Annotated in this window: 19 protein-coding genes; 4 read left to right on the forward strand and 15 right to left on the reverse strand. The window is 60.3% G+C overall.

Annotation, left to right across the window (positions count from 1 at the left end; all coding sequences use genetic code 11):
• Window position 1 precedes the first annotated feature (1 nt).
• From FJ942_RS18620 to cyoA, 11 genes are all read right to left on the reverse strand, one after another.
• Window positions 2-607: a cytochrome c oxidase subunit 3 gene (locus tag FJ942_RS18620; RefSeq protein ID WP_140500655.1), complete on the reverse strand. Its 606-nt coding sequence runs from the start codon at window positions 605-607 to the stop codon at window positions 2-4.
• Window positions 604-2,574: a cytochrome c oxidase subunit I gene (gene ctaD, locus FJ942_RS18625; protein WP_140565683.1), complete on the reverse strand. Its 1,971-nt coding sequence runs from the start codon at window positions 2,572-2,574 to the stop codon at window positions 604-606. The genes FJ942_RS18620 and ctaD overlap by 4 nt, the downstream gene beginning before the upstream one ends.
• On the reverse strand, window positions 2,571-3,584 hold the full coding sequence (gene coxB, locus FJ942_RS18630; protein ID WP_140500653.1) for a cytochrome c oxidase subunit II: 1,014 nt from the start codon (window positions 3,582-3,584) through the stop codon (window positions 2,571-2,573). The genes ctaD and coxB overlap by 4 nt, the downstream gene beginning before the upstream one ends.
• A complete protein-coding gene (locus FJ942_RS18635) occupies window positions 3,581-4,114 on the reverse strand; it encodes a c-type cytochrome (protein ID WP_140663469.1) in 534 nt (177 codons plus the stop codon). Before FJ942_RS18635 ends, coxB begins: the two co-directional genes overlap by 4 nt.
• A complete protein-coding gene (locus FJ942_RS18640) occupies window positions 4,111-4,902 on the reverse strand; it encodes a substrate-binding domain-containing protein (RefSeq protein WP_224680348.1) in 792 nt (263 codons plus the stop codon). Before FJ942_RS18640 ends, FJ942_RS18635 begins: the two co-directional genes overlap by 4 nt.
• 58 nt (window positions 4,903-4,960) lie before the next feature.
• Complete coding sequence (locus tag FJ942_RS18645) at window positions 4,961-6,721, reverse strand: methanol/ethanol family PQQ-dependent dehydrogenase (protein WP_348642149.1); 1,761 nt, start codon at window positions 6,719-6,721, stop codon at window positions 4,961-4,963.
• A gap of 122 nt (window positions 6,722-6,843) precedes the next feature.
• On the reverse strand, window positions 6,844-7,566 hold the full coding sequence (locus FJ942_RS18650; protein ID WP_224519043.1) for a heme-binding protein: 723 nt from the start codon (window positions 7,564-7,566) through the stop codon (window positions 6,844-6,846).
• Window positions 7,567-7,994: 428 nt separating this feature from the next.
• Window positions 7,995-8,405: a cytochrome o ubiquinol oxidase subunit IV gene (cyoD, locus tag FJ942_RS18655; RefSeq protein ID WP_140898543.1), complete on the reverse strand. Its 411-nt coding sequence runs from the start codon at window positions 8,403-8,405 to the stop codon at window positions 7,995-7,997.
• Window positions 8,402-9,076 carry a cytochrome o ubiquinol oxidase subunit III gene (gene cyoC / locus FJ942_RS18660; RefSeq protein ID WP_140898545.1) on the reverse strand — a complete coding sequence of 225 codons (675 nt, stop codon included), beginning with the start codon at window positions 9,074-9,076 and terminating at the stop codon, window positions 8,402-8,404. The genes cyoD and cyoC overlap by 4 nt, the downstream gene beginning before the upstream one ends.
• Window positions 9,073-11,076, reverse strand: coding sequence for a cytochrome o ubiquinol oxidase subunit I (gene cyoB, locus FJ942_RS18665; RefSeq protein ID WP_181169967.1), 2,004 nt, complete (start codon window positions 11,074-11,076; stop codon window positions 9,073-9,075). Before cyoB ends, cyoC begins: the two co-directional genes overlap by 4 nt.
• 2 nt (window positions 11,077-11,078) lie before the next feature.
• Window positions 11,079-12,170, reverse strand: a complete 1,092-nt coding sequence (gene cyoA, locus FJ942_RS18670; protein WP_348642145.1) for a ubiquinol oxidase subunit II — start codon at window positions 12,168-12,170, stop codon at window positions 11,079-11,081.
• Window positions 12,171-12,619: 449 nt separating this feature from the next.
• Between cyoA and FJ942_RS18675 the strand changes: the two genes are divergently transcribed.
• The 4 genes from FJ942_RS18675 to FJ942_RS18690 all read left to right on the forward strand — a co-directional run bounded on the left by FJ942_RS18675 (window position 12,620) and on the right by FJ942_RS18690 (window position 16,237).
• Window positions 12,620-12,925, forward strand: coding sequence for a preprotein translocase subunit YajC (locus tag FJ942_RS18675; RefSeq protein WP_140500644.1), 306 nt, complete (start codon window positions 12,620-12,622; stop codon window positions 12,923-12,925).
• Between the two features lie 228 nt (window positions 12,926-13,153).
• Window positions 13,154-14,149, forward strand: a complete 996-nt coding sequence (locus FJ942_RS18680; protein WP_140898551.1) for a YihY/virulence factor BrkB family protein — start codon at window positions 13,154-13,156, stop codon at window positions 14,147-14,149.
• Between the two features lie 137 nt (window positions 14,150-14,286).
• On the forward strand, window positions 14,287-15,111 hold the full coding sequence (locus tag FJ942_RS18685; RefSeq protein ID WP_140898553.1) for a Ku protein: 825 nt from the start codon (window positions 14,287-14,289) through the stop codon (window positions 15,109-15,111).
• Between the two features lie 673 nt (window positions 15,112-15,784).
• Window positions 15,785-16,237, forward strand: a complete 453-nt coding sequence (locus FJ942_RS18690; RefSeq protein ID WP_140499425.1) for a universal stress protein — start codon at window positions 15,785-15,787, stop codon at window positions 16,235-16,237.
• A gap of 137 nt (window positions 16,238-16,374) precedes the next feature.
• Here the strand turns inward: FJ942_RS18690 and FJ942_RS29025 are convergent, their stop codons facing one another.
• The 4 genes from FJ942_RS29025 to FJ942_RS29030 all read right to left on the reverse strand — a co-directional run bounded on the left by FJ942_RS29025 (window position 16,375) and on the right by FJ942_RS29030 (window position 21,535).
• Window positions 16,375-16,980 (reverse strand): L,D-transpeptidase, encoded by a 606-nt coding sequence (locus tag FJ942_RS29025; RefSeq protein WP_140898555.1) that lies wholly within the window; start codon window positions 16,978-16,980, stop codon window positions 16,375-16,377.
• A 251-nt stretch (window positions 16,981-17,231) separates the two neighbouring features.
• A complete protein-coding gene (locus FJ942_RS18700) occupies window positions 17,232-18,299 on the reverse strand; it encodes a helix-turn-helix domain-containing protein (RefSeq protein WP_140521311.1) in 1,068 nt (355 codons plus the stop codon).
• Between the two features lie 532 nt (window positions 18,300-18,831).
• The gene (locus FJ942_RS18705) at window positions 18,832-19,902 is read right to left on the reverse strand and encodes an AraC family transcriptional regulator (RefSeq protein WP_140499421.1); all 1,071 of its coding nucleotides are present in this window, start codon (window positions 19,900-19,902) and stop codon (window positions 18,832-18,834) included.
• Window positions 19,903-20,554: 652 nt separating this feature from the next.
• Window positions 20,555-21,535, reverse strand: a complete 981-nt coding sequence (locus FJ942_RS29030) for an AraC family transcriptional regulator (protein ID WP_281406745.1) — start codon at window positions 21,533-21,535, stop codon at window positions 20,555-20,557.
• Between the last annotated feature and the right edge of the window lie 65 nt (window positions 21,536-21,600).

Below are 21,600 nucleotides of genomic sequence, written 5' to 3' on the forward strand. Positions count from 1 at the left end.
GTCAGCCGAGCCTCGGTACCCAGTAGATCAGCAGATAGATCGGAAGCCAGGTTGCGACCACGAAATCCCAATAGAAAACATTGTCGCCGACGTCGCCGAAGCGTCGCCCGCTATAGCCATGGCGCGTGAACATCAGCACCGTCAGCACGATCGTATCGCCGACATCTGTTATCAGATGCGTGGTGTGGAGCCCGAGCAGCACCCAAAGCATCGAGCCGTAGGCGTTCGTATCCCAGTAAACGTTCAAGGCCGGAAACTCGAACCAGCGCACAAGGAGCGGGGCGAGGCCGAGCAGCGACATGACAACCAGTCCGATCCGCACCGGCACGATGGCGCATTGCTTGGCATAGCGATCGAGGATGTGGTTCGGCACCAGGCTGGCGATCAGCAGCAGCGTGACGATCGTTCCTGGCCAATGGTTCGGCTGCGGTGCACTCAACGGCCATTCAGGCCAAGAGACCGCCAAGTAGAGATAGGCGGCTGCGGCGAGCGCAAAGCCGGTGCCCTCCAGAGCCATGAAAGCGAGCGTGCCCCACCAGGTCGGGCTGCGCGGACCATGCCCAAAGGTGGGGAGACCGGAAACATCTGTGACGGGACGCTCGTTCATTCCTCGTCCTCCGGATCACCTTTTGGCCAGAACCAGCCGATCAAGGTGACGGCGATTGGCAGGGCGCCCCACACGATGGCCCAGGGGGTGAAGATCGAATAGAGAAACGTGCCGCCTACGGCGAACGCTGCAAAGAGCGGCCAGATCGACGGTGTCGCCGATTTCTCGCGAATGTCGGGATGGGCTTCAGCGACTGTCGAGACCAGCAGCTCGCGCGCGTCGACGCGAAGCCCGGTCGCTACGGGAAGAGCGTCGCGCTCGGCCCAGAGTGGCTCCGCGTTGGTGACGACCGGAATGCGCGCGAAATTATAGCTCGGCGGCGGCGAGGGCGTTGCCCATTCCAGGGTGCCGGCCTCCCAGGGATTGTTGCCTGCCGCTGCGCCTTTCAACGCGCCATGCACAAGATTGAAGGTGAACAGGACGAAACTCAGGAAGAAGACCACCGCGCCTGCTGTTATGAACAGGTTGATGTTCCCCCAGCCAAGCTCGGCCGGATAGGTGTAGACCCGTCGCGGCATGCCCCACAGCCCCACGATGTGCATCGGGAAAAAGGCGGCGTTGAAGCCAATGAAGGCCAGCCAGAAATGCAAGCGGCCCAGGCGCTCGCTCATCATTCGGCCGGTGACTTTAGGAAACCAGAAATAGGCCGCACCCAGCAGCGGGAATACCGATCCGCCGATCAGCACATAGTGGAAATGCGCGACGACGAAGTAGGTGTCGTGCACCTGCAGATCCAGCGGTACGGAGGCCAGCATGACGCCGGTGAGACCGCCGATGACGAAGATGAAGAAGAAGCCGAACACGAACAACATTGGCGTGCGGATCACCGGTCTGCCGTCCCACATCGTTGCCAGCCAGCAGAAGATCTGTACGCCGTTGGGAATAGCGATCATCATGCTGGAAGCGGTGAAGAAGCTGGCGCCGAGCTTGGGCAGGCCTGTCGCGAACATATGGTGGACCCACAGGCCGAAGGACAGGAAGCCGACCGCGATCAACGACAGAACCATGCCGAGATGGCCGAACACCGGTCGCCGGGCGAAAGCCGGGATGATCGAGGAGACCATGCCGGTCGCCGGCAGGAAGATGATGTAGACCTCGGGGTGACCGAAGAACCAGAACAGATGCTGGAACAGCAAGGCATCACCGCCTTCGGCCGGGTTGAAGATGTGTGTGCCGACCAGCCTGTCGAGGATCAGGAATGTCGAGGTGATCATCACCGCCGGCATTGCGAAGACGATGACAAAGGAGGTGACCAGCATCGCCCAGACGTATAGCGGGATCTTGTCCAGCGACATGCCGGGAGCACGCTGCTTCAAGATCGTGACGATCGTCGCCACTGCCACAGCCAGTGAAGACACCTCGGTATAGGTAATCATCTGCGCCCAGACGTCGGCGCGCTTGCCAGGGGCGAATTCGGGACCGGACAGCGGCACATAGGCGAACCAGCCGACGTCCGGCGCCATGTTGAGAGCGAAAGACACCCAGGCGAACAGGCCGCCCGAAACATAGACCCAATAACTGAACGCATTCAGCCGCGGAAACGCGATGTTGCGGGTGCCGACCATCAGCGGCACGAGATAAATGCCGGTCGCCTGCACGATCGGTACCGCGAACAGGAACATCATCGTGACGCCGTGCATGGTAAACAGCTGGTTGTAGAGGTCCGGCCCGATCAGCCCACGCTGTGGTCCCGAGAGCTGAACACGCATAGCCACTGCGTTGAGCCCGCCCAGACACAGAAAGACAAAGGCAGTGATCAGATAGCGCCTGGCGATCACCTTGTGGTCGACGCTCGACAGCGCGCCGATGATGCCCGGGGGCGTACGCCAGGTGCGCTCCAGCCACCGCTGGAGATCGGCTTGCTCCATGCCGGTATCGCGCGGTCCGTCATGCTCGGGAGCGAGATCTCCCTTTGCTTGCGCCTCCGCCCGCAGGTCACGTCCGCTCGTCAGGTCGGCGCTGGTCATTTCAGCCCCTCGAGGTAGGCAATGATGGCATTGAGCTCGTCGCCATTGAGAGCCGTTACAGGCATGTGGGAGCCGGGCTTGATGCCTTGCGGGTCGGCGATCCAAGCGGCGAGATTGCCGCGGCTCATCGTCAGCGTTCCGGCTGCGAGAGTTTGCCGGCTGGCTATATGGGTAAGATCGGGCGCTACCGTGCCACCTGCGGGTGTGCCGCCGATCCTGTGGCACATCACGCAGGGCCGCTGGAGGAAAAGATCCGCGCCGGCCTTGGCTTCGGCATTGGTCGGAGCGGCGGCAGGCCGCAACTGGTCGTCCAGCCACGCATCGAACTGCGGCCGCGGCTCGGCAATGATGAAGGTGCCCATGTTGGCGTGCTGCGCGCCGCAGAACTCAGCACATTGACCACGATAGACGCCTGGCTTGTCAGCCCTGATGTCCAGCACATTCATATGTCCGGGGATGAGGTCGAGCTTGCCGGCAAGGCTCGGCACCCAGAAGGAGTGGATTACGTCTGTTGAAGTCAAAAGAAGCCGAACCGGCTCGCCGGCCGGAATGTGGATTTCGTTCGCCGTCGTCAGGATGCGGCTTGGCTGGGCATTCTCGTAGCGCACTTCCCACCACCATTGGTGGCCGGTCACGCGGACCGTCAGCGCCTCATCCGAGCCGATCCCGGCAAGCGTCCTGTTGGCGAAAAAGCTCAACAGGGTCAGCCCAATTAGAATCGCCGCAGTCACCCCAACCGCGGTCAAGACCACGCGCATTTTGCGATGTTCGGAGGCGAGGTCGAGCACGAGCGGATCTTTTCCTGTTCGAACTCGCTGGAACAGGGTAGCGACCAGCACGACCATCACCAGCATCCACACGGCCGCGCACAGGGCAGTGAAAAACCAGATCAGCCAGGCGAGCTCGCCCGCGGCGGGGCCTTTCGGATCGAGAGCGGACTGCCAGCCGCTGCAACCTGAAAGCGCCAGGAGGGCGGCTGCGCAACACGCTTTGGGAAAAAGGCGTTTCACGGCGATTTCCCCAGCGTCGCGGCATCGGGGAGGCGATTTTCCGACGGATGGACCATCATGTCGTCGTTACGCTGCGGTGCGGCGGAGGAGGGCGCGTTGCCGCTCAGCGAACGTACGAAGGCTGCAAGCTCCCAAATCTGATCATCGGGAATCTTGTTTCGGAAGCTCGGCATGCCGTTAGGCCGCCCGTCCCGGATCGTTGCGTGGATACTCTCGATCGAGCTGCCGTAAACCCACTTCTCATCCATCAGCGCCGGTCCCATGCCGCCGCCGCCATTGGCATGGCACCCCGAGCAATTGAACCAGCTGAACAGGCGCTTGCCCTCGCTGAGATGAAAGGCGTTGGCCTCGAAGCTGGCCGCCTTGTTGTCGCTCGGGAGCGGCCTTTGGCCGCCTGGCTCCAGCGCAGTCACCGGCGTTGGCTGTTGGCCGGACCCAAGGGCCGATTGCGGACGTGTGTCGCGCTCTTCCCGCTGGCAAGCGGCAAGGGTCAGCATCGTCGACAAGAGCACGGTGAGGCTCCGCTTCATCGCGCCGCGCTCCCGCCGGTATCAAGGCGCGGCACACCGTATCGGGCCAGGGTCGCGTCGATCTCAGCCTTGTGCTTGGCAAGGGCTGCATCCACTTCGTCGCGCAGCGCGTCGTCCCCGCGTCGGACGCCCATGGAGATGTCGTAGACCATTGGCAATTGAGGCCCGTCGGTTCGAGGTGTCACGGGCGTGATGCGCAGCGGTGTCTTCTGCTTGGCGGCGAAATAACCAGCGAGCGGGCCCCAGACGACGGCAACATCGATCTCGCCGCTGGCCACCGCCTCGACAATGCGCGCGGGCGGGTTGGGAGCCGAATAGTCGCCATAGACTGGATAGCCGACGAGATGACCGACAATGCCGCGGCGGCCGAGTGCCTGGACCGGTGGGGAATTGGCCCCGTCATCGCCGATGAGCTGCACGCCGATGCGCAGAGTGCGCAGGCGTGGATCGTTGAAAGACGTGATCTCGGGACTATCCCGCCGCGTCACGAAGACATAGGTCGAGCGGTAATAGGGAGCGGTGGCGCGGAGAATTTCGAGATTGGCGGGAGTGCCAGGTATGAGATCGCACAGGCCTGCCTTGAGCGTGTTGCGAACGAAACCGCGGCGTTGGGCCCACCAGGTATAGGAAAGTCTTGCATCCAGTTCTTTGGCGATGATCTGGGCAATCTTGTTTTCGAAGCCCTGTCCAGCGGCGTTGGAAAACGGCATGTTATTAGGGTCGGCACATACCTTGAGTTCACGGGCGTCGGCGGCAACCGCGAAGAGCAGCGAGGCAAACGCTACCACCGCTGCTACCAGACCTCCGTTCGCCTCGCGTCTTCGAACTGCCTTCAACTCGAAAGCATCAGGGGAGCCGGAACACATAGAGCGTGCCTCCCGCCGTGGTCGCGTTCTTCAGGTCTTTCATCGCATTGACGAAGCCGAGCGCGGCGGTAGCGTCGCGCGGGTCGAGGTCGCCCGATACGATCGCGCCGGCCCAACCGCCGACGCCCGACAGGATCGCGACATATTGGTGCCCGTCGGGGCCGCGATAGGTGACCGGCTGGCCGATGATCCCGGACGAGGTCTTGAACTGCCAAAGCAATTCCCCTGTCCTTGCGCTCACAGCTTTGAACCAGCCCTCCATTGTGCCGTAGAACACGACGTTGCCGGCGGTGGCGACCGCGCCACTCCACACCGGAAAATTCTCTTTAAGGTTCCAAGCCGGCTTTGCGGCCGCGATGTCCCAGGCGGTGAAGGCACCGCGGTTGCCACCCGGGCCCGGGATCATGCGCACATTCATGCCGACATAGGGGGTGCCGGCGATGTAGTTCACCTCGAGGCCTTCTTCGTCCATGCACAGATTGTTGTGTGGGATGTAGAGCAGTCCTGTCTTCGGCGAGAACGCAGATGGCTGCCAATCCTTGAGCCCGGATGCTGTCGGGCAGATATCCCGGATCACCCTGCCGGTGCCGGTTTTCTTGTCCGGGTTTTCGATCAGACGCCCGGTTTTCAGATCGACGCCCTTGCTGGAATTGACGGCCCCATAGGGTGTCGCCGACAGGACCTGCCCGGTGGTCCGATCCAGAATGTAGAGATAGCCGTTGCGCTCCGGGCGGACCAGCACCTTGCGCGGCTTACCCTGCCAATTCATATCGAGCAGGATCTGCTCGTTGATGCCGTCGTAATCGTGCAGGTCGTGCGGGCTCCATTGGTAGAACCATTTCGCGGCTCCGGTATCGGGGTCGCGCGCGAAAATCCCGGAGGTCCATTTGTTGTCGCCGGGCCGAAGGTCCGGATTCCACGGCCCTGGATTGCCGGTCCCGTGATAGATCAAGTTGAGGTCCGGATCGTAAGAGATCCAGCCCCACATGTTGCCGCCGCCGATCTTCCAGGCTTCTGGCGGCCATGTGGTCACGCCAAGGTCCTTGCCCTTGTCCATGTCGTAGTGCGGCTTGAAATCCGGCCCGATCAGCACGTCCTTGTCCGGTCCGGTGCCGTAAGCCGTCCAGACGACATGTCCGTCGCCCGCGTCCAGCGCCTTGACCCAGCCGCGCACACCCATCTCGCCGCCGGAATTGCCGACCAGCACTTTGCCCTTCACCACAAGCGGCGCCATGGTTATGGTCTCGCCGATATTGATGTTGCCGACATGCGCGTTCCACACCGGTTGGCCAGTGGCGGCATCCAGCGCGATCGTGTGACCATCCAGCGTGTTGAAGAAGAGGCGCCCGTCGGCGAAGACCGCACCGCGGTTGACCACGTCGCAGCAGGCAACGCCCTGCGCGGCAGGCTCAGGATTTGGCTCGTACTTCCATTTCATCGGCGCGCCCGGTTTGGAAAGATCGAGCGCGTAGACGATGTTTGGAAAAGGTGTCACGATATACATCGTGTTGCCGACGACGAGTGGCGCCGCTTCCTGACCCTTGTTCACTCCGGTCGAAAAAGTGAAGGCAACTTGAAGGTTCTTGACATTGTCCTCGTTAATGTCCGCCAGTTCGCTGTAGCGCGTCGAGGCATAATTCTTAGCCGGCATTGTCCATTGGCCGTCATCAGGTGGCGCGGCCGCGGCGGGCGGTGTGATGGCGGGTGTCACCGCGGACTGCGCGGCCGCGGCGTTCAGCAATGAGCAGCCTGCGGCCAGCACCAGCCACTTCAACGGCCTAAAGTCGAAACCGCGACCCCTTTCCGCTCCTCGGCCGTCTGGTGTCGCAGATGCGTATTTCCCCGCCACTTTCAGAGATCCCCTCATTTGCGGATCGAACCTCCCACTCCGGCGCCGAGTTCGGCCGCGACGTCCGCCTCGGTTCCCGCGCACAAGGGATGACCCCAGCCGGAGGCGCTCTTTCCGCCAGGATCGAGATCGTAGACGATGGCGTCCTTGGCGTTGGGGTTGACGCCCGCCGGAACCTTGTCCAGGCCCAGGGCCGCACGCAGGCGCCAAGCGACATTGTGATCGGCGCAGGAGGAGTCGCCGCTGATGCCAAGCCCGCCGACAATCGTTTTGCCGTCGTAGAGAGCAAGGCCGCCGCCAAATGCCACGACGCCGCCGATCGGCTTGCCAATCAGCGGATCGCTCGCACTCCCAAAGGTCTTGCTGTCGCCGGCATAAGCGGCTGCCTGGTTGACAGGATTGGTAAGCTGCAAGCCGAACAAGGGGCCACCCGGCTGAACAGAAGCATATAGATTCGCCGTCGAGAGAGCCATCTGGGCAACGCTGAGCCCGTTGGCCGTGCTGGCCTTTTCGGCTGCGATCAGCCGGCTGCCGGGCCACTGCGCATCGCTGGTGGGGCCGCTGAAAGCAACGGCGCAAACTGTCCCGTCACGCGTAACGATCGCCGCCCATTCATTGGTCTCGAAGCCGCCATTGGCGGGGCCTCCGCTTGCTTTGACGTTTGCCTTGAGGGCAGCCAGGAGCTTGGCGTGGTCGGCGGGGCAGGGTAGCTGTGCCCAGGCCCTGCTTTGCAGCAATGCACAATTAACGAGTACCAGGAGGCTGAAAGCCAGGGAGGAAAGCTGTGGGCGACCCATGATCCGGAGCATTCGTTGAACACAATGTGGAAAGTGGGAGCGCTCACAGAGCAAGGAATCCTCGCCCGATCCCTTGGCAAACTGAGCTATGTTCCCACACTTTCAATGGAACTCGGACGAGGCCCCTATGTTCCTAGTTCCTGAAATTATGATGGAAGGCACAGACGTTGCGACCATGGGCAGCAGCTCATTCTGCCGCCGACCGTGAGCGGGCCGATATAGACATTGCCGGGCCAAACAGCTCGCCAGCTCCTCACCGCTCTCCGCACCTATGGATTTTCGACGCCTGAAAGTGCAGACGCTATGCGCAAGGTAACCGAACCGACGGACAGGCGGTTTTGCGCCCAGGCCACAGACCTGGAACCGCGTTATGGCATCATGTGAGCCTGGTGCGCATCCATCGCTCCCATGTTCTGGCTGAGATGATTCATGATCCACACCGAGCCCAAAACGACCAAGGTCACGATCAGCACACCGAAAGCGAGCGCGAGCACGTTGTTGGTGTTGTCAGGTCCTGTCGTCAGGTGCAGGAAGAAGACGAGATGGACGCCCATTTGTGCGATGGCAAGCACCGTCAGGGCCGAGATCACGGCCGGCTGGTAAATTAGATCGGTTTGTGCCGCAATGAAGGACGCCACTGACAACAGGATTGCCAGGCCAAAGCCCAGCAGATAGCCGGAAAGGCCTCCCGCCACCTCGTGTTCCTCGCTGCGTTCTTCGCCTGGTGCGGAATCGCGGCGGTCAAGCATGTCCTTGTTCCGGCTGTCCATTTCGCTCATGATGACGCTCCCAGCAGATAGACCAGGGTGAAGATGGCGATCCAGATGATGTCGAGCGCGTGCCAGAACAGGCTGAAGCAGTGAAGCCGGCGCAATATGTCGGGACGAAAGCCTTTTATCCAGAGCTGCGCCATCATGGTGCCGAGCCAAAGCAGGCCAAGTCCAACATGAGTTCCGTGGCAGCCCACAAGGGCGAAGAACGCGGACAGGAAGGCGCTGCGTGATGGGCCCGCCTGCTCATTCACCATGGCCGCGAATTCCTGCACCTCCAGGAACAGGAAGGCTGCACCAAGCAGGCCGGTCACCAGCAACCAGAACTGGGTGGCGGCCATTGACCGGCGGTGGGTCGCGAGCATCGCAAGGCCGCCGGTGAAGCTCGAGGTGAGCAGCAGCGCCGTCTGTGCCGCGACGCGCGTCAACTCAAACAGCTCCTTGCCTGTTGGCCCGCCCGCCGCCGAACTGGACAGGACGGCATACGCGGCGAAGAAAGCCGAGAACATTATGATGTCCGACAACAGGAAGATCCAAAAGCCGTAGGCAACGGTGACGAACTTCGAGGCCGGGCCACCCTCGCCGTGGCCGGTCGCCGAGAACAGGTGATGGCCATGCCCTGCGGTGCGACCCAGCCGGTAGGGATCGCGCGTTGCGGTGCCGGCGGGGATGTCGCTCATGCCACACGCTCGCGTCTGCGCATCCAGGCACGCTGGGCTGCCTTGCGGTCAAGATCGATGCGGCCGACCTCGTCGGCAGGGATCTCGTAATCGCCATGCTCGCGCCAGGCGAATACAACGAAGGTGGCATAGGCCCCGATGAAGCCGACAATCGCCAACCACCAGATGTGCCAGATGAGCGCGAAGCCAATCAGAGTGCTGAAGAAGGCGGTGACGAAGCCTGTGGGGCTATTGCGCGGCATCTCGATCGCCTCGTAGTCCTCTTCGGTCTCCTGACTCTGCTCGTCCATTGCCCTTTGCTTGACGGTCCAGTAGGGCTCCTCGTTTTCGACATGCGGCAGCCGCGCGTAGTTGAAGACGGGCGGCGGCGAGGATGTCGACCATTCCAGCGAGCGCCCGTCCCAAGGGTCGCCGGTCTCGTCGCGCAACTCGTCGCGATGCATGATCGAGACAACGAGCTGCGTGATCTGGCATGCGGCGCCGACGATCATCACCACGATTCCGAAGGCCGCCACGACAAGCCACGGCGCCCACATATCCATGTCGATATGCTGAAGGCGGCGGGTCATGCCGAGAAGGCCGACGATATAGAGCGGCACGAACACCAGAATGTAGCCGGCAAGCGTGACCCAGAACGCCGCCTTGCCCCAACCCTCATGCAGCCGGAACCCGAAGGCTTTCGGGAACCAGTAGGTGAAGCCGGCAAAGGCCGCGAACAGCACGCCCGAGATGATGACGTTGTGAAAATGCGCCACGAGAAAGAGCGAATTGTGCAGCATGAAATCGGCCGGCGGAACGGCGAGCAGCACGCCGGTCATGCCGCCGATGATGAAAGTGGTGACAAAGCCTAGCGCCCACAGCATTGGCGTTTCGAAGCGCACGCGCCCGCCATACATGGTGAAGAGCCAGTTGTAGATCTTGACCCCGGTGCCGACGGCGATAACCGAGGTGGCGATGCCGAAAGCCGCATTGACATCAGCGCCGGCGCCCATGGTGAAGAAGTGGTGCAGCCAGACCATGAAGGAGACGATGCAGATGAACATCGTCGCCGCAACCATCGAACGATAGCCGAACAGCGGTTTCGACGAGAAGGTCGAGAAGATCTCCGAATAGATCCCGAAGGCGGGAAGCACGAGGATGTAGACCTCGGGGTGACCCCAGGCCCAGATGAGATTGACGAACATCATCTGGTTACCGCCGGCTTCGTTGGTGAAAAAATGGAAGCCGAGATAACGGTCGAGGGTTAGCATGGCGAGGGTTGCGGTAAGGATAGGGAATGCGGCGACGATGAGCATGTTGGAGGCAAGCGAGGTCCAGCAGAACATCGGCATGCGCAGATAGCCCATGCCTGGCGCGCGCATCTTGAGGATGGTGGTCGCCAGGTTGACGCCCGTGAGCAGGGTGCCGACGCCGGAGATCTGGATCGACCACAAATAATAATCGACGCCGACGCCTGGCGAGTAGGTCGTCTCCGACAGCGGTGCATAAGGTAGCCACCCGGTGCGCGCGAACTCGCCGACGACGAGCGAAATGTTGACGAGCAGCGCGCCGGTCGCGGTCAGCCAGAAGCTCACTGAGTTCAGCGTCGGGAAGGCGACGTCGCGGATGCCGAGCTGCAGCGGGATGACGAAATTCATCAGCCCAATGACAAAGGGCATCGCGGCGAAGAAGATCATGATCGTGCCGTGGGCCGAAAAGACCTGGTCGTAGTGCTCCGGCGGCAGGTATCCCGGCCCGTGGATGGCGAGCACCTGCTGGGTGCGCATCATGACGGCGTCAACGAAGCCGCGCAGAAGCATCAGCGCCGCCAGCACGATATACATGACGCCGATCCGCTTGTGGTCGACGGAGGTTATCCACTCATGCCAAAGGTAGGGCCAGTAGCCTTTGATCGTTACCCAGATCAGAACGGCGGCGGCGGCCAGGAAGACGATCAGGGCCGCGCCGAGCGGAATAGGCTGGTCAAAGGGAACGGCCGACCAGTCGAGCTTGCCGAGCATCGTCATCCTCCTTCATCGTGCTGGTGAGCCATGGGCGGCGCTCCCGCCTTGGGCTCAGCTTTCGGGCTCACCTGCGGCTCTCCGGCGGCGGTTCCAGCAGGTCCCGGCCCCGGAGGTAGCGTCTGGTGCACGACCGCATCGAACAAGCCCGGCTGCACATGGCCGAACGAGGATGCCGGCGCGTTGATGCTTTGCCTGGCAAGCTGGCGATAGGCGCTGGCGTTGAGCACGCCGCCTCCGCCATGCAAGGAGGAGGCCCAACTGGCGAAGGCGTCAGCCGAGACTGCCCTGACACGGAAATTCATGTCCGAAAAGCCATCGCCACTGAAATGCGCCGACAGGCCGAAGTACTCGCCCTCGCGATCAGCCTGCAGGTTGACCTCGGTCTGCATGCCGTTCATGGCATAGACCATGCTGCCGAGCTGGGGCACAAAGAAGGTGTTCATGACGCTGGCCGAGGTCAATCTGAAACGCACCGGCATGCCGGTTGGAATAACCAGCTGGTTGACCGTTCCGACACCTTGATCGGGATAGAGGAACAGCCACTTCCAGTCGAGCGCCACGACTTGGATTTCGAGTGGCGGCCGGCTGGAGTCGATCGGCTTGCGAGGATCGAGATGGTACGATCCATAATAGATCAAGCCACCAAGGAAGAGGATGGTCAGCGTCGGAATCGACCAGACGATGAGCTCGATCCGGCCGGAATAGGTGAACTCTGGATCATACCGAGCCCTGCGGTTCGAGGCACGGAATATCCAGGCGAAGGCAAGCAGCGCGAACAGCGTCGGAATGACGATGACCAGCATCACGGCCATTGAGTTCAGGAGAATCGTGCGGTTCCCCGCGCCGACCGGTCCCTGCGGGTCGAGCACGCCTCCCGCGCAACCCGACAGGGTTACCGCCGCGAAAATCCAGAGAAGCGATAGGCCTCGACTACAACGGTGTAACACTGGAAAACATCTTAGCCAGCCGCCGTCCCGGGGATGAGTACCTGCATAACTGAGGCGCGGGCTGCTTGTTCCGCAAAGATGCGCTTTTGTCTCCAACGGCGAAGGGCGCTGCATCGAGATGACGGAGCGTCTCGCGCGCCCCATGCTCCGATCTCAACTTGTTCTACGTCAGCGTTACGGCAAGCTGGCGCCCGTGTGGTCGGCCTGCCTTGTCGGCCACGCAATTCGCCTCAACATTTCGCGAAAAGAGACTGCGCCTAACGTGCTGCAGGCTGGATGCTTCTCCTGCGGAAACGGACAGCAAATGTCCAACTCGGGGGTACCGCCGGTGCTACGGCGAACGCGAGCCCTACAAGATGCAACCCAACCTCGGGCGAGACGCCGTTGCGCGCTGGGACGTTTCGCGATCACGCAATATCGGTTGGCTTGGCTCTTAAAGGTTCCGCCCCCGTGTGCTCCTCCCCGGCGAGCTGTTGAGCCCGCGGCTCGCGATCCGCGTCGGCACGTCTCCGATTGCCTGCTATGTAGGTGCGATTTCAGGCAACCAACTCGAGCTGCCAGCATTGATTTGGGATAGTCTCGGGAGAAATGCCATGCTGCAATTCAACCTGCCTCGAGAAGTTGCAATCGGTGATGAAGTTGCCCTGACGAGTACGGTCATGGACATGCTTCCCAGTGGGCGCGCCAGGGTGAGCATCCCCTCCTATGATCGTCCTTATGCGATCGATGCGCCCCCCAGAACTCACGTCGGAGACAAAGTCGTTCTTGTTGGGGACGTCACTCGGGTCGATCCTGAAACCAACAAGCTGAGCGTACGGATTGACTGTGGCGGGGTGGTTACCGTCCACAAATCGGCGATCATAAGGCTCAAGAAAAATTGCGCGGCCCGAAATGGCTGACGCATCACCCTGCGACGTAAGGCTCGCCAACGAGGCCGAGCTCGCGGGATGGGATTATCCACGCCATCTCACCGCGCCAGCCTTACCGACGGGCTGCGCTCGATGAAGCTTGACCCCAACCCGCGCGCTGTATCGGCTACGGGAAGCCCTGTGCGACGAGCCGTGACAGGCATGATCGAGATAGGTCGCGACGCTCCGCGTCCCATATGGCGTGACTGGTGAGGGGAGATGCCACACTGGGTTCGCGGTACCTGGATTCTCTTGAAGGACGCCGTCACCGGCTTCATCGACGATAATGCGTTGAGCCACGGGGCGGCGGTGGCTTTCTACGCCACGACATCGCTGGCGCCGATCCTTCTGATCGTCGTGGCGATCGCCGGTCTGGCCGTGGGCAAGGATGCGGCCCAGCTCGCCCTGTCAGCGGAGATATCCGGCGCGATGGGCGCGCAGAGTGCCGATCTGCTCAAGGCGACGATCGAGACGGCTTCGCACAGATGGTCCGGGACGCTTGCCACGCTCATCGGATTGGTGACGCTCTTCTTCACTGCCTCCGGTGTTTTCGGTGAGATGCAACAGTCGTTGAACGAGATCTGGAAGGTAGAAGCCGACGGCCTGTCGCTTTCGCGCCTGGTGCGGGCGCGGGCGGCAAGCCTCGGCCTGGTTGCCGCGTTGGGCTTCATGCTGCTGGTATCGCTGGCGGCAAGCGCAGCGATCACCGCGCTGAGCGATGTCATCAATCACCACCTGCCGTTCGGCGAACTGGTGCTCAGCAGCGTCAACACCGTTGTCTCTTTCTTGCTAATTGGGCTGCTCTTCGCGGCGATCTACAAGGTCTTGCCGGATCGCACGCTCAAATGGCGCGATGTTGCCGTCGGTTCGGTGGTTACTGCGTTGCTGTTCACCATCGGCAAGTCGCTGATCGGCTGGTATATCGGCACCAGCGCGATAGCGACTTCCTACGGAGCGGCAGGCGCGCTGATGGTGGTGCTGCTTTGGGTCTATTATTCAGCGCAGATATTCCTCTTCGGTGCAGAAATTACGCGCGCTTACTCGGTCAGGCGCGGAAGTCGGCCAGACCTTGCGCCGGTAGTGGCGTTGAGCGGCAACAAGATAGACATGCCGCGCCGGCCTGAAGTGCATGACGGCGAGATCGCCGCATGGATTGTGGTAAGCAGCCTGATCACCGCGCTGGTCTCGCATTTGTCGCGGCGAAAGCAGGATTGACGCCGCGCGGAGGCACCGTTGGCATGGAAAGCCGCACCATCCGTGATGCGATCGCGTGCGTCGATGCTGATCAGGCGGGCGGAACGGAACGATCCGGCTGACGTTTGTGCCAAGGATCGGCGCGACAGGAGGACTGCATGGCGGCCCCACGAGCAGTTTGGAAAGGGTTTCTGAAAGTCGGGTCCGTGTCGTGCGGAGTGAAGCTTGTGGGTGCAACCAGTGAGGCATCGAAAATCCACTTCAAGATTTTGAATAGGAAAGATGGATTGCCCGTCAAGGCTGCCTATGTTGACGAAGAGACGGGCGATGTCGTCGATAGCGAAAACCAAGTCAAAGGCTACGAGGCAGACGCGGGCGATTTCATCAAGGTCGAACCGGACGAGATCAAAAAGCTCAAGATGACGTCTGAGCACACGCTTGAGGTCGACGAGTTTGTCGCCATCAAGGACATCGACACGCGCTACCTGGAAAAGCCCTACTACCTGATCCCTGCCGACGGCGCTTCCACCGAGGCCTTCTCAGTGCTGCGCGAAGCGATGGCCAAGAAGGCTGTGGCGGCGCGGTCTTGCGTGGTGCTGTACCAACGCGGGCGCGAAGTCGTGATACAGCCATATGGCAAGGGAATGCTGCTTACCGAGTTGCGGACCCATGACGAAATGATCTCGGAAGAGACCGTATTCAAAGACCTGAAAAGCCATGAATATGACCAGGAACTGCTCGAAATCGCAGGCCTGCTGATCGACAAAAAAGTGACCAAGTTTGATCCGTCGAAATTTGAAGACACCTACGAGGATGCGCTCATCGCGTTGATCGACGCAAAACGCAAGGGCAAGCAGCCGCCCAAACCGGTGCCCCCGCCCAAGGAGAACGTTATCGATCTGGCGTCGGTTCTCCGCAAGAGTCTCGCCAAGGAAGGGATCAAGGACCGCCCCAAAGCCAAAGCCGGACGCAAATCGGCATAGTCGCGGATCTGGTTGTCTGCTTTCTTCGAATTATGACCGAAAACGATCCTGTGCCGGGATCAGAAAAGATCGATTGGTCGCTCGGGCTCGGGGCTTCCGCCCGAGTCATTCGCGCGGTGCAGGGGCGCGTCGCCTTTAACCCCAAGATGCACGTCCCATCGACTGCGAAAAGGCGGGCTTTGCAGACAGGCGGTGACGGCTGCCGCCCCTCCAGTCAATAATGTGCTTCTTTTCACATGGAGATACTCACCGAAAGATACATTGATCAAATCATATTGTTCGATTTTGGGGTCGAAAGGGGAATCGCCAACATATGCACGTCGCAATAAGGAGAATTGGACGAGATGCAATTCATTGGGATAAATTGCACATAACGCAATGACTCGATGAATTGTAGGTTGAGCGGGCAACAAAGGCATTGCGAACATCTGTCGTCTTGTCTGTGATTTAACCATAGCTGGTACACGAAAAGGCAATTGGTGATCGCCGGGCCGGGCTAGCGCTATTCCTCCGCGGTTTGGAGATGGTGCGTCCGCTCCCGAATGTGCCCAGCGTCGCGATACAAGCGGCGTGAGTTGGATGTCCAAGAGAGGGCTTGCAGTGCACCAACGTGCATATCTCGACGAGTGTTGGTGTTGCCGGAACCGTGGTCGACCAGGCAGGGAGAACTCAGATGTACACTCATATCCTCGTGAGCACGGATGGCTCCGACGTCGCCAGGAAGGGCGTTGAGCAGGGGATAGCCCTGGCGAAAGCCTTGGCTGCCAAGGCGACAGTTGTCACGGTCACGGAGCCAATGCTGATTGACTATGGAACCGGATTTACCTCCGGGTCTATTCCTTCGCAGGAGGAGGTTGATAGTTTTGAGGCCGCGAGCAAGGAATTCGCAGGGCAAGTCCTCGATCAAGTCAGGGAGGCAGCCGACCGGATGGGGGTTTCCGCAGAATTTCTACATGTCCCGGATACCTACCCGGCCAAGGCGATTATCGACACCGCCAAGTCACGAGGCTGCGACCTGATTGTGATGGCTTCCCATGGCCGTCGTGGCATCAGAAAGCTTTTGCTGGGAAGCCAGACGTCGGAGGTTCTCGCGGATGGAAGTGTGCCTGTATTGGTCGTGCGGTAGCCAAACGAAACCGGAGAAGCGCCGGCTTCCTTTGCGCTCAACCTTCCGGAGAGACGGTGTCCTGTGACGAGGATGTCTCCACGCGTCGGCCTCGGCATTTAGAGGTGCCGCGCAATGGTATTCATGATTGCCGCAGGCTAGACAACGATAACCCGCGCGCCGTTGCGCACCGTTCCGAAGAGTTCAAAAATATGCTCGTTCAACATCCTGATGCAGCCGGATGATGCAGCTTTTCCAATGGTCCACGGCTCATTGGTCCCATGAATGCGATACAGCGTGTCCTGGCCATTGCGATACAGATACAGCGCCCGGGCGCCGAGAGGATTGTTTGGACCTCCCGGAACGCGCTGCGGCAAGCTCGGATTACGGCGTCGCATGTTGGCGGTGGGGGTCCAGGTCGGCCATTGGGCTCTTCGTTCAACGATGGCCTCTCCACCCCATCGCTGTCCATCCCGACCGACAGCGATGCCGAAGCGGATCGCCCTGCCTGCGTCTTCGACATAGCACAGGAAGCGCTCCTGCTTGTTGATTAGGATTGTTCCGGCGGTTTCCCTACCCAAGTAAGGCACCGTTTGCCGACGGAATTGCTGGGGGATGCGCGTCTTGTCTACGAGAGGGATGTCAAAAGGCTTATCTGGAATTCTCCCGATATACCAACTCTTTTGGGAAGCTTCCGCATGCCCGGACAGCGCCAGAAATGATATTCCCCCAACGATCACGGATCGTCTGCTCAAAGAATTCACCAAATGAACCTCCGAAATTTAATGACTTCTTGGCTGGTATTTTATGAGCTTCGATGAGCCTGCGCTATCGGGACCAACACTTCTGACATCGGCCTCTCCGCTGAGGGTGCAATCTCTTATGCCATACGAGCGCCTCGTCAGACTGCGGGGTGTTCCCGGCGGGCAGTTCGAACCGGCGTCCAATCTCCAGCTTCGCCAAGGAATGGGTTCACTCTTGTCTTCGACAAGATTACCTCAGCCGAAGACTCCAATCAGGTAGTCGAAAGCTGATGGCTGAGAAGGCAATTGTTGGCCAGGAGGCTGTTCAGAGAAGGTTTGCCGTTGTTCGACCGCTCCGCCAACGGAGGGTGCTTGAGGCCCAGCCAGCCCGCCTCCCGCGCCTCTTTGGGCGAGATTCCGAACTCGCGCCTGAATGTCCGGCTATATGTCGAGGGATCCATGAAGCCCCACTCCTCCGCAATGCTTGAAATCGGGCGTCCATCCGCGATGTTTCCAAGCGCGTCCCTCGTTTTCAGCAGCCGCTGTCGCCGGATATAGTGCGAGATTCCTCCGGCTGGTTCGAAAATCCGATAAAGTCGAGAGCGTGAAATGCCGAGGTCTTGCGAGAGCTTTCCCGGTGTCAGATTCCGGTCGGCCAGATTGGCTATTATGATCTTGTTCGCGCGGGCCATGATGACCGCGTCGATCGGCTCCTGTGCTTCGAAAAAGTGATCCCGGGACGGGGAAATGCACGCGGCAAGCAGGCTGGTGGTCGCCGATGCGACATACGGGACGTCGCTTTCCGTGCGATGGGGGAAGGAATGATAGAGCAGCAGAACATAGTCGGCGACGAATGCGGCCATCTCGGGCCGGATATCGAGCGTGAAGGGTTGCGAGAAGGCGAAATCCCGCGGAAGGAATAGCGCAAGGACACCGTCATCCTCACCCTGGTCTTCATGGGGTGCACCCAGGCATTGCCAGCGCAGCTGTCCCATTCTTGGCGTGCCGCCGCCCGCGGGGATTGTCTGGGGCACCGAAAGAGCCCAGTGGTCGAACACCGGACTCTTTCTGCTGCGCCACCGCCGACGGTACCCCATCCCGGGATATTCGATGAAAGCCAGCACGAGGCTCTCCAACCGCCACGCCCGCTCGCGCGCAGAGAACGAGCCGAACTCGTCTCGCAGCAATTCGACGTCGGCTATATTTGAGTGCCAACTCCGGAAAAGGTCGAATTGCTCGGGCGGTGGCGCCTGCGAGGTATCAACGTCTACGACGCATCTTAGAGGTTCTGGGGTCCCGATCGTTTCGCTTTCGCTGACAATTGATGGCTTGTCTTGCATTGAGGCAAACTCATTGCTTGAAAGAGGGTGACGGCAACCCCATGGAATTCTCGATCAAGAGACCAGACGTATCGGGCTCATCCCCGGCGGATGTAGCCGCGGCGAGATCGAGGTTATGGGACTTGAAATCCCGACACCCGCACCTGCTTGGGTGGTATAGAACCAGTCGACAAGAACATCTCGCCCAGCCAGCAGAATCGATGATGTGCGGATGTCGGCAGCGTGTATGGCAACTGCTCCAGCGATCGGCTCGCCAAGAGTATCGCTTCGTACTGTTACCTCCATCACAAGCTCCTATCGAGATAGTAGATCAACAATGAACGATGTGCTTTTCGCAAGGAGACGGTCCTGACAATTAAAAACCCAGAGTGGAGTTATCGAAAATCGTGATGCTAATGACGAGGACACGGCCGAGCTTAAACGGTCATCGATTTTTGAAAAATATGCGAGGAATCCATAATATGGGTTTGACGTATATTTCTTGTAGCTTGTGGGATGATCTCCAGGCGCCCCGACCTCTGCCAGGAATCCGTCACTGTCTTGAAGAAAGGGACAATCCCAATGAATTGTTGATCAGAAGGTTGCTCAGGATGCCAGCATCCGCGAGGGGCTCATCCACAGTCAGCCAGGTCGAATGCTTGACGCCCTGCCACCCGAGTTCGCGCGCTTCCCTTGGAGAGATGCCGAACTCTGTTTTGAACATCCGGCTGTAGGTAGACGGATCTTGGAAGCCCCATACTTCGGCAATGCTGGAGATCGTTCGCCTGTCCGAACTGTCCGCTAGAGCGTCGCGCGTTTTCAGCAGCCGCTTGCGCCGCACATAGTTGGACACACCGCCCACCGGCTCGAAAATCCGGTAGAGACGGGAGCGTGAGACACCGACCGCGCGGCAGAGTTTGTTGGGCGTCAAGTCGGGATCGCTCAACCTCTCTGCGATACGCTTGGCAATCCGAGCGGCAGACACCGCGTTCACAGGCCCTTGCGCCTCTGCCAGATGATCTTTTGTCGGCATAAGAGCAGCCGCGGAAATGTTGGCAGTCGCGGTGACGATATGGGGCAGATCCGCTTCTCTCAAATGAGGAAGTGAGCGGTGCAGCAGAACGGCGTAGTGCGCAAGAAAATCCAGTGCCTCGTCGCTGGCTTCGATTTTCGATGATCTGGTTGCCGGCCATGTGCGGGGCAGAAACAGTGTGATGAACAGATCATCGTTGCTCACTCCAACATCGGGCAAGGCCAGACACCTCATGCGGGGCCGACGAGATATCATCTCGCCGGCAGCAGACTGCGAGAACGGCACGGACAGCATCCAGTGATCCAACAGGGACCGTCTGCGATGTTCCCATTGTATCTCGTAGCCGGAGCCTGGGATTTCGATGGAACTCAACGCCAGATCGCCCAACTGCCATACCTGATGACGAGCCGGGAACACGGCGTGCTCGGCCCGAAGAAGCTGTATTTCGGCAACCCCGGCAAACCATGATCGATAGAAATCAAACTGTTCGGCTGGGGGTGCCGACAAGCTATTTACGTCGATGGCGCATCTTAGAGGCTCATCCGCAAAAGGGTCGGTGGGAATGCCGGCAGCGGTTACTCTCGCGTCCATAACAAACTCCTGTCGTACATGAGACGCCGAAGTATAGGCAGATCAAGAGGTCGGCAGGCCGTTTCCCGCAAGGAAACCGACAATAAAACACACCCTCAACCTGCCGCCGCGGATGAGATTGATTTTGAGGCAATCTTAAGCCGGAGATGCTCCCCTAGAGTGGGCTAGGAATCCCAAACGTAGACAATGCGTTTATTTCTCGTGAAAGCTGGGACAGCGTTTTCGCATCGTATTTACCCTTGCGACTATGGCCATTCTCATCGGCGCCGAGCGCGCCATGTGGAGTGACCTTGCGTTTCTCTTGCTTGCGACCAACCGGTCGGAAGGTTTGTTGCGGCCCCACTGAGGTCGCGCCATCAGAATCTCCTGACGGCCAACCAATTTCTATCCACTTTCCGACGGAGTGCCCGAAAGCTCTCGGAAAGGGGTGGTTCAGTAGGCAACTAGGCCGAATGCGGGCTGCACATAGCTGTGATGAGGCCCTACGCGTAGGTGTGTCGTTGGCTTTAGGATTCGCCGACCGCGGGGATCCGGCATTTCTGCCGACTGCCTCCGTCCACAGGAGCCGACGGCTTCATCGTCTTCCCATCCTGATCAAAATGCCTGAGGCACCGCGTTAACCAGCCTCGGATCGGCAGGTTTGAGCATCCCATCAGTCTGGTGCTGCGTGTCTCCAGAAGCGCCGACGCGCCTCACTGGGGGAGCATCCGAAGATTGACGTATAGGCTCCAGCGAAACGGCCCAGGTGCCAGAAACCAAAGCTCATGGCGATGTCGGTGATCGAGAGGCGATCGCCCTGCGTCAGGATAAGGCCGTGCGCGGCCCGAAGCCGCCGCTCCCGCTCGTAAGCTCGAGGGCTGATTCCCAGACGTTCCTGAAAGGCGCGCTCCAACATTCGCTCGCCAATGCCCAGTACCTCGCAGACTGCACTGACGGAAACAGGGCTATGAGGCCTTGCCTCCAGAATGGCCAGGGTGGCATCAACGATATCGCGCCGATCGCTGGAACCGAGGGCGCGGGGGGATGGTTGCTCCGTGAGGGAAAGCACCCGCGCGAGCGCGGCGCCCGCTTCGCTCGCCGCAACGGCCAGGCCGGCACTTAGGTCATAGCCACGCTGTGCTGCAGCTTCCGCGAACCCGACGGTTCGCAGCAGCCTCTGCTGAAGCTCCAGCTCGGCTCCTGCCGTGAGGCGTTGCTCATGTATCCCTGGCATCAGCGCGGTCCTCTGGCCCAGGTGGGAGGCTGATGCCGTGCGCAGAGACTCGAGCGCGGACCCACGCAGACCGATCCGCATGAGGCGATAGCTTCCTGGCATCTCCAGCTTGAATTCTGTTCCCGGGCCGATGATCCGCAACTGCGGTACTTCACTCCGTTGTCCGTTGAAGGTCGTGCCTTCGCCCCAGAGGAACACCGCCGTCAACGCATCGTCATTGATCGCCCCGGACATGGCGATGCCACCCTTGTCCCGCAAATCGAGGACGAACGCGTCGCCATAGTCTATCGTTGCAAGGCTCGATGCATGGCGCTGCTCGCCAATCTGCTGGATATGGAATTCCGCGTCGGGATCGGACTCGCGGGTGCGCGCGACCACGGAATTATACTGGCGGGCGTACCAGTTAGGAGCCTCCAACAACGAGGGCCTCTCCAAGTCTTTTGTCCGGACTGGAGTTGGACGCGATCGCTTTCGTCCAACTCGAT

Origin of the sequence: Mesorhizobium sp. B2-4-2 (assembly GCF_006442845.1) — a bacterium.
Lineage (GTDB): Bacteria > Pseudomonadota > Alphaproteobacteria > Rhizobiales > Rhizobiaceae > Mesorhizobium.

Bases quoted from the DNA above. Each gene is read 5' to 3' on its own strand.
- FJ942_RS18620 (WP_140500655.1), bottom strand. From the start codon at position 607: ATGAACGAGCGTCCCGTCACAGATGTTTCCGGTCTCCCCACCTTTGGG.
- ctaD (WP_140565683.1), bottom strand. From the start codon at position 2,574: ATGACCAGCGCCGACCTGACGAGCGGACGTGACCTGCGGGCGGAGGCG.
- FJ942_RS18635 (WP_140663469.1), bottom strand. From the start codon at position 4,114: ATGAAGCGGAGCCTCACCGTGCTCTTGTCGACGATGCTGACCCTTGCC.
- cyoD (WP_140898543.1), bottom strand. From the start codon at position 8,405: ATGAGCGAAATGGACAGCCGGAACAAGGACATGCTTGACCGCCGCGAT.
- cyoC (WP_140898545.1), bottom strand. From the start codon at position 9,076: ATGAGCGACATCCCCGCCGGCACCGCAACGCGCGATCCCTACCGGCTG.
- cyoB (WP_181169967.1), bottom strand. From the start codon at position 11,076: ATGCTCGGCAAGCTCGACTGGTCGGCCGTTCCCTTTGACCAGCCTATT.
- cyoA (WP_348642145.1), bottom strand. From the start codon at position 12,170: ATGGGGCGCGCGAGACGCTCCGTCATCTCGATGCAGCGCCCTTCGCCG.
- FJ942_RS18675 (WP_140500644.1), top strand. From the start codon at position 12,620: ATGCTGCAATTCAACCTGCCTCGAGAAGTTGCAATCGGTGATGAAGTT.
- FJ942_RS18680 (WP_140898551.1), top strand. From the start codon at position 13,154: ATGCCACACTGGGTTCGCGGTACCTGGATTCTCTTGAAGGACGCCGTC.
- FJ942_RS18685 (WP_140898553.1), top strand. From the start codon at position 14,287: ATGGCGGCCCCACGAGCAGTTTGGAAAGGGTTTCTGAAAGTCGGGTCC.
- FJ942_RS18690 (WP_140499425.1), top strand. From the start codon at position 15,785: ATGTACACTCATATCCTCGTGAGCACGGATGGCTCCGACGTCGCCAGG.
- FJ942_RS18700 (WP_140521311.1), bottom strand. From the start codon at position 18,299: ATGCAAGACAAGCCATCAATTGTCAGCGAAAGCGAAACGATCGGGACC.
- FJ942_RS18705 (WP_140499421.1), bottom strand. From the start codon at position 19,902: ATGGACGCGAGAGTAACCGCTGCCGGCATTCCCACCGACCCTTTTGCG.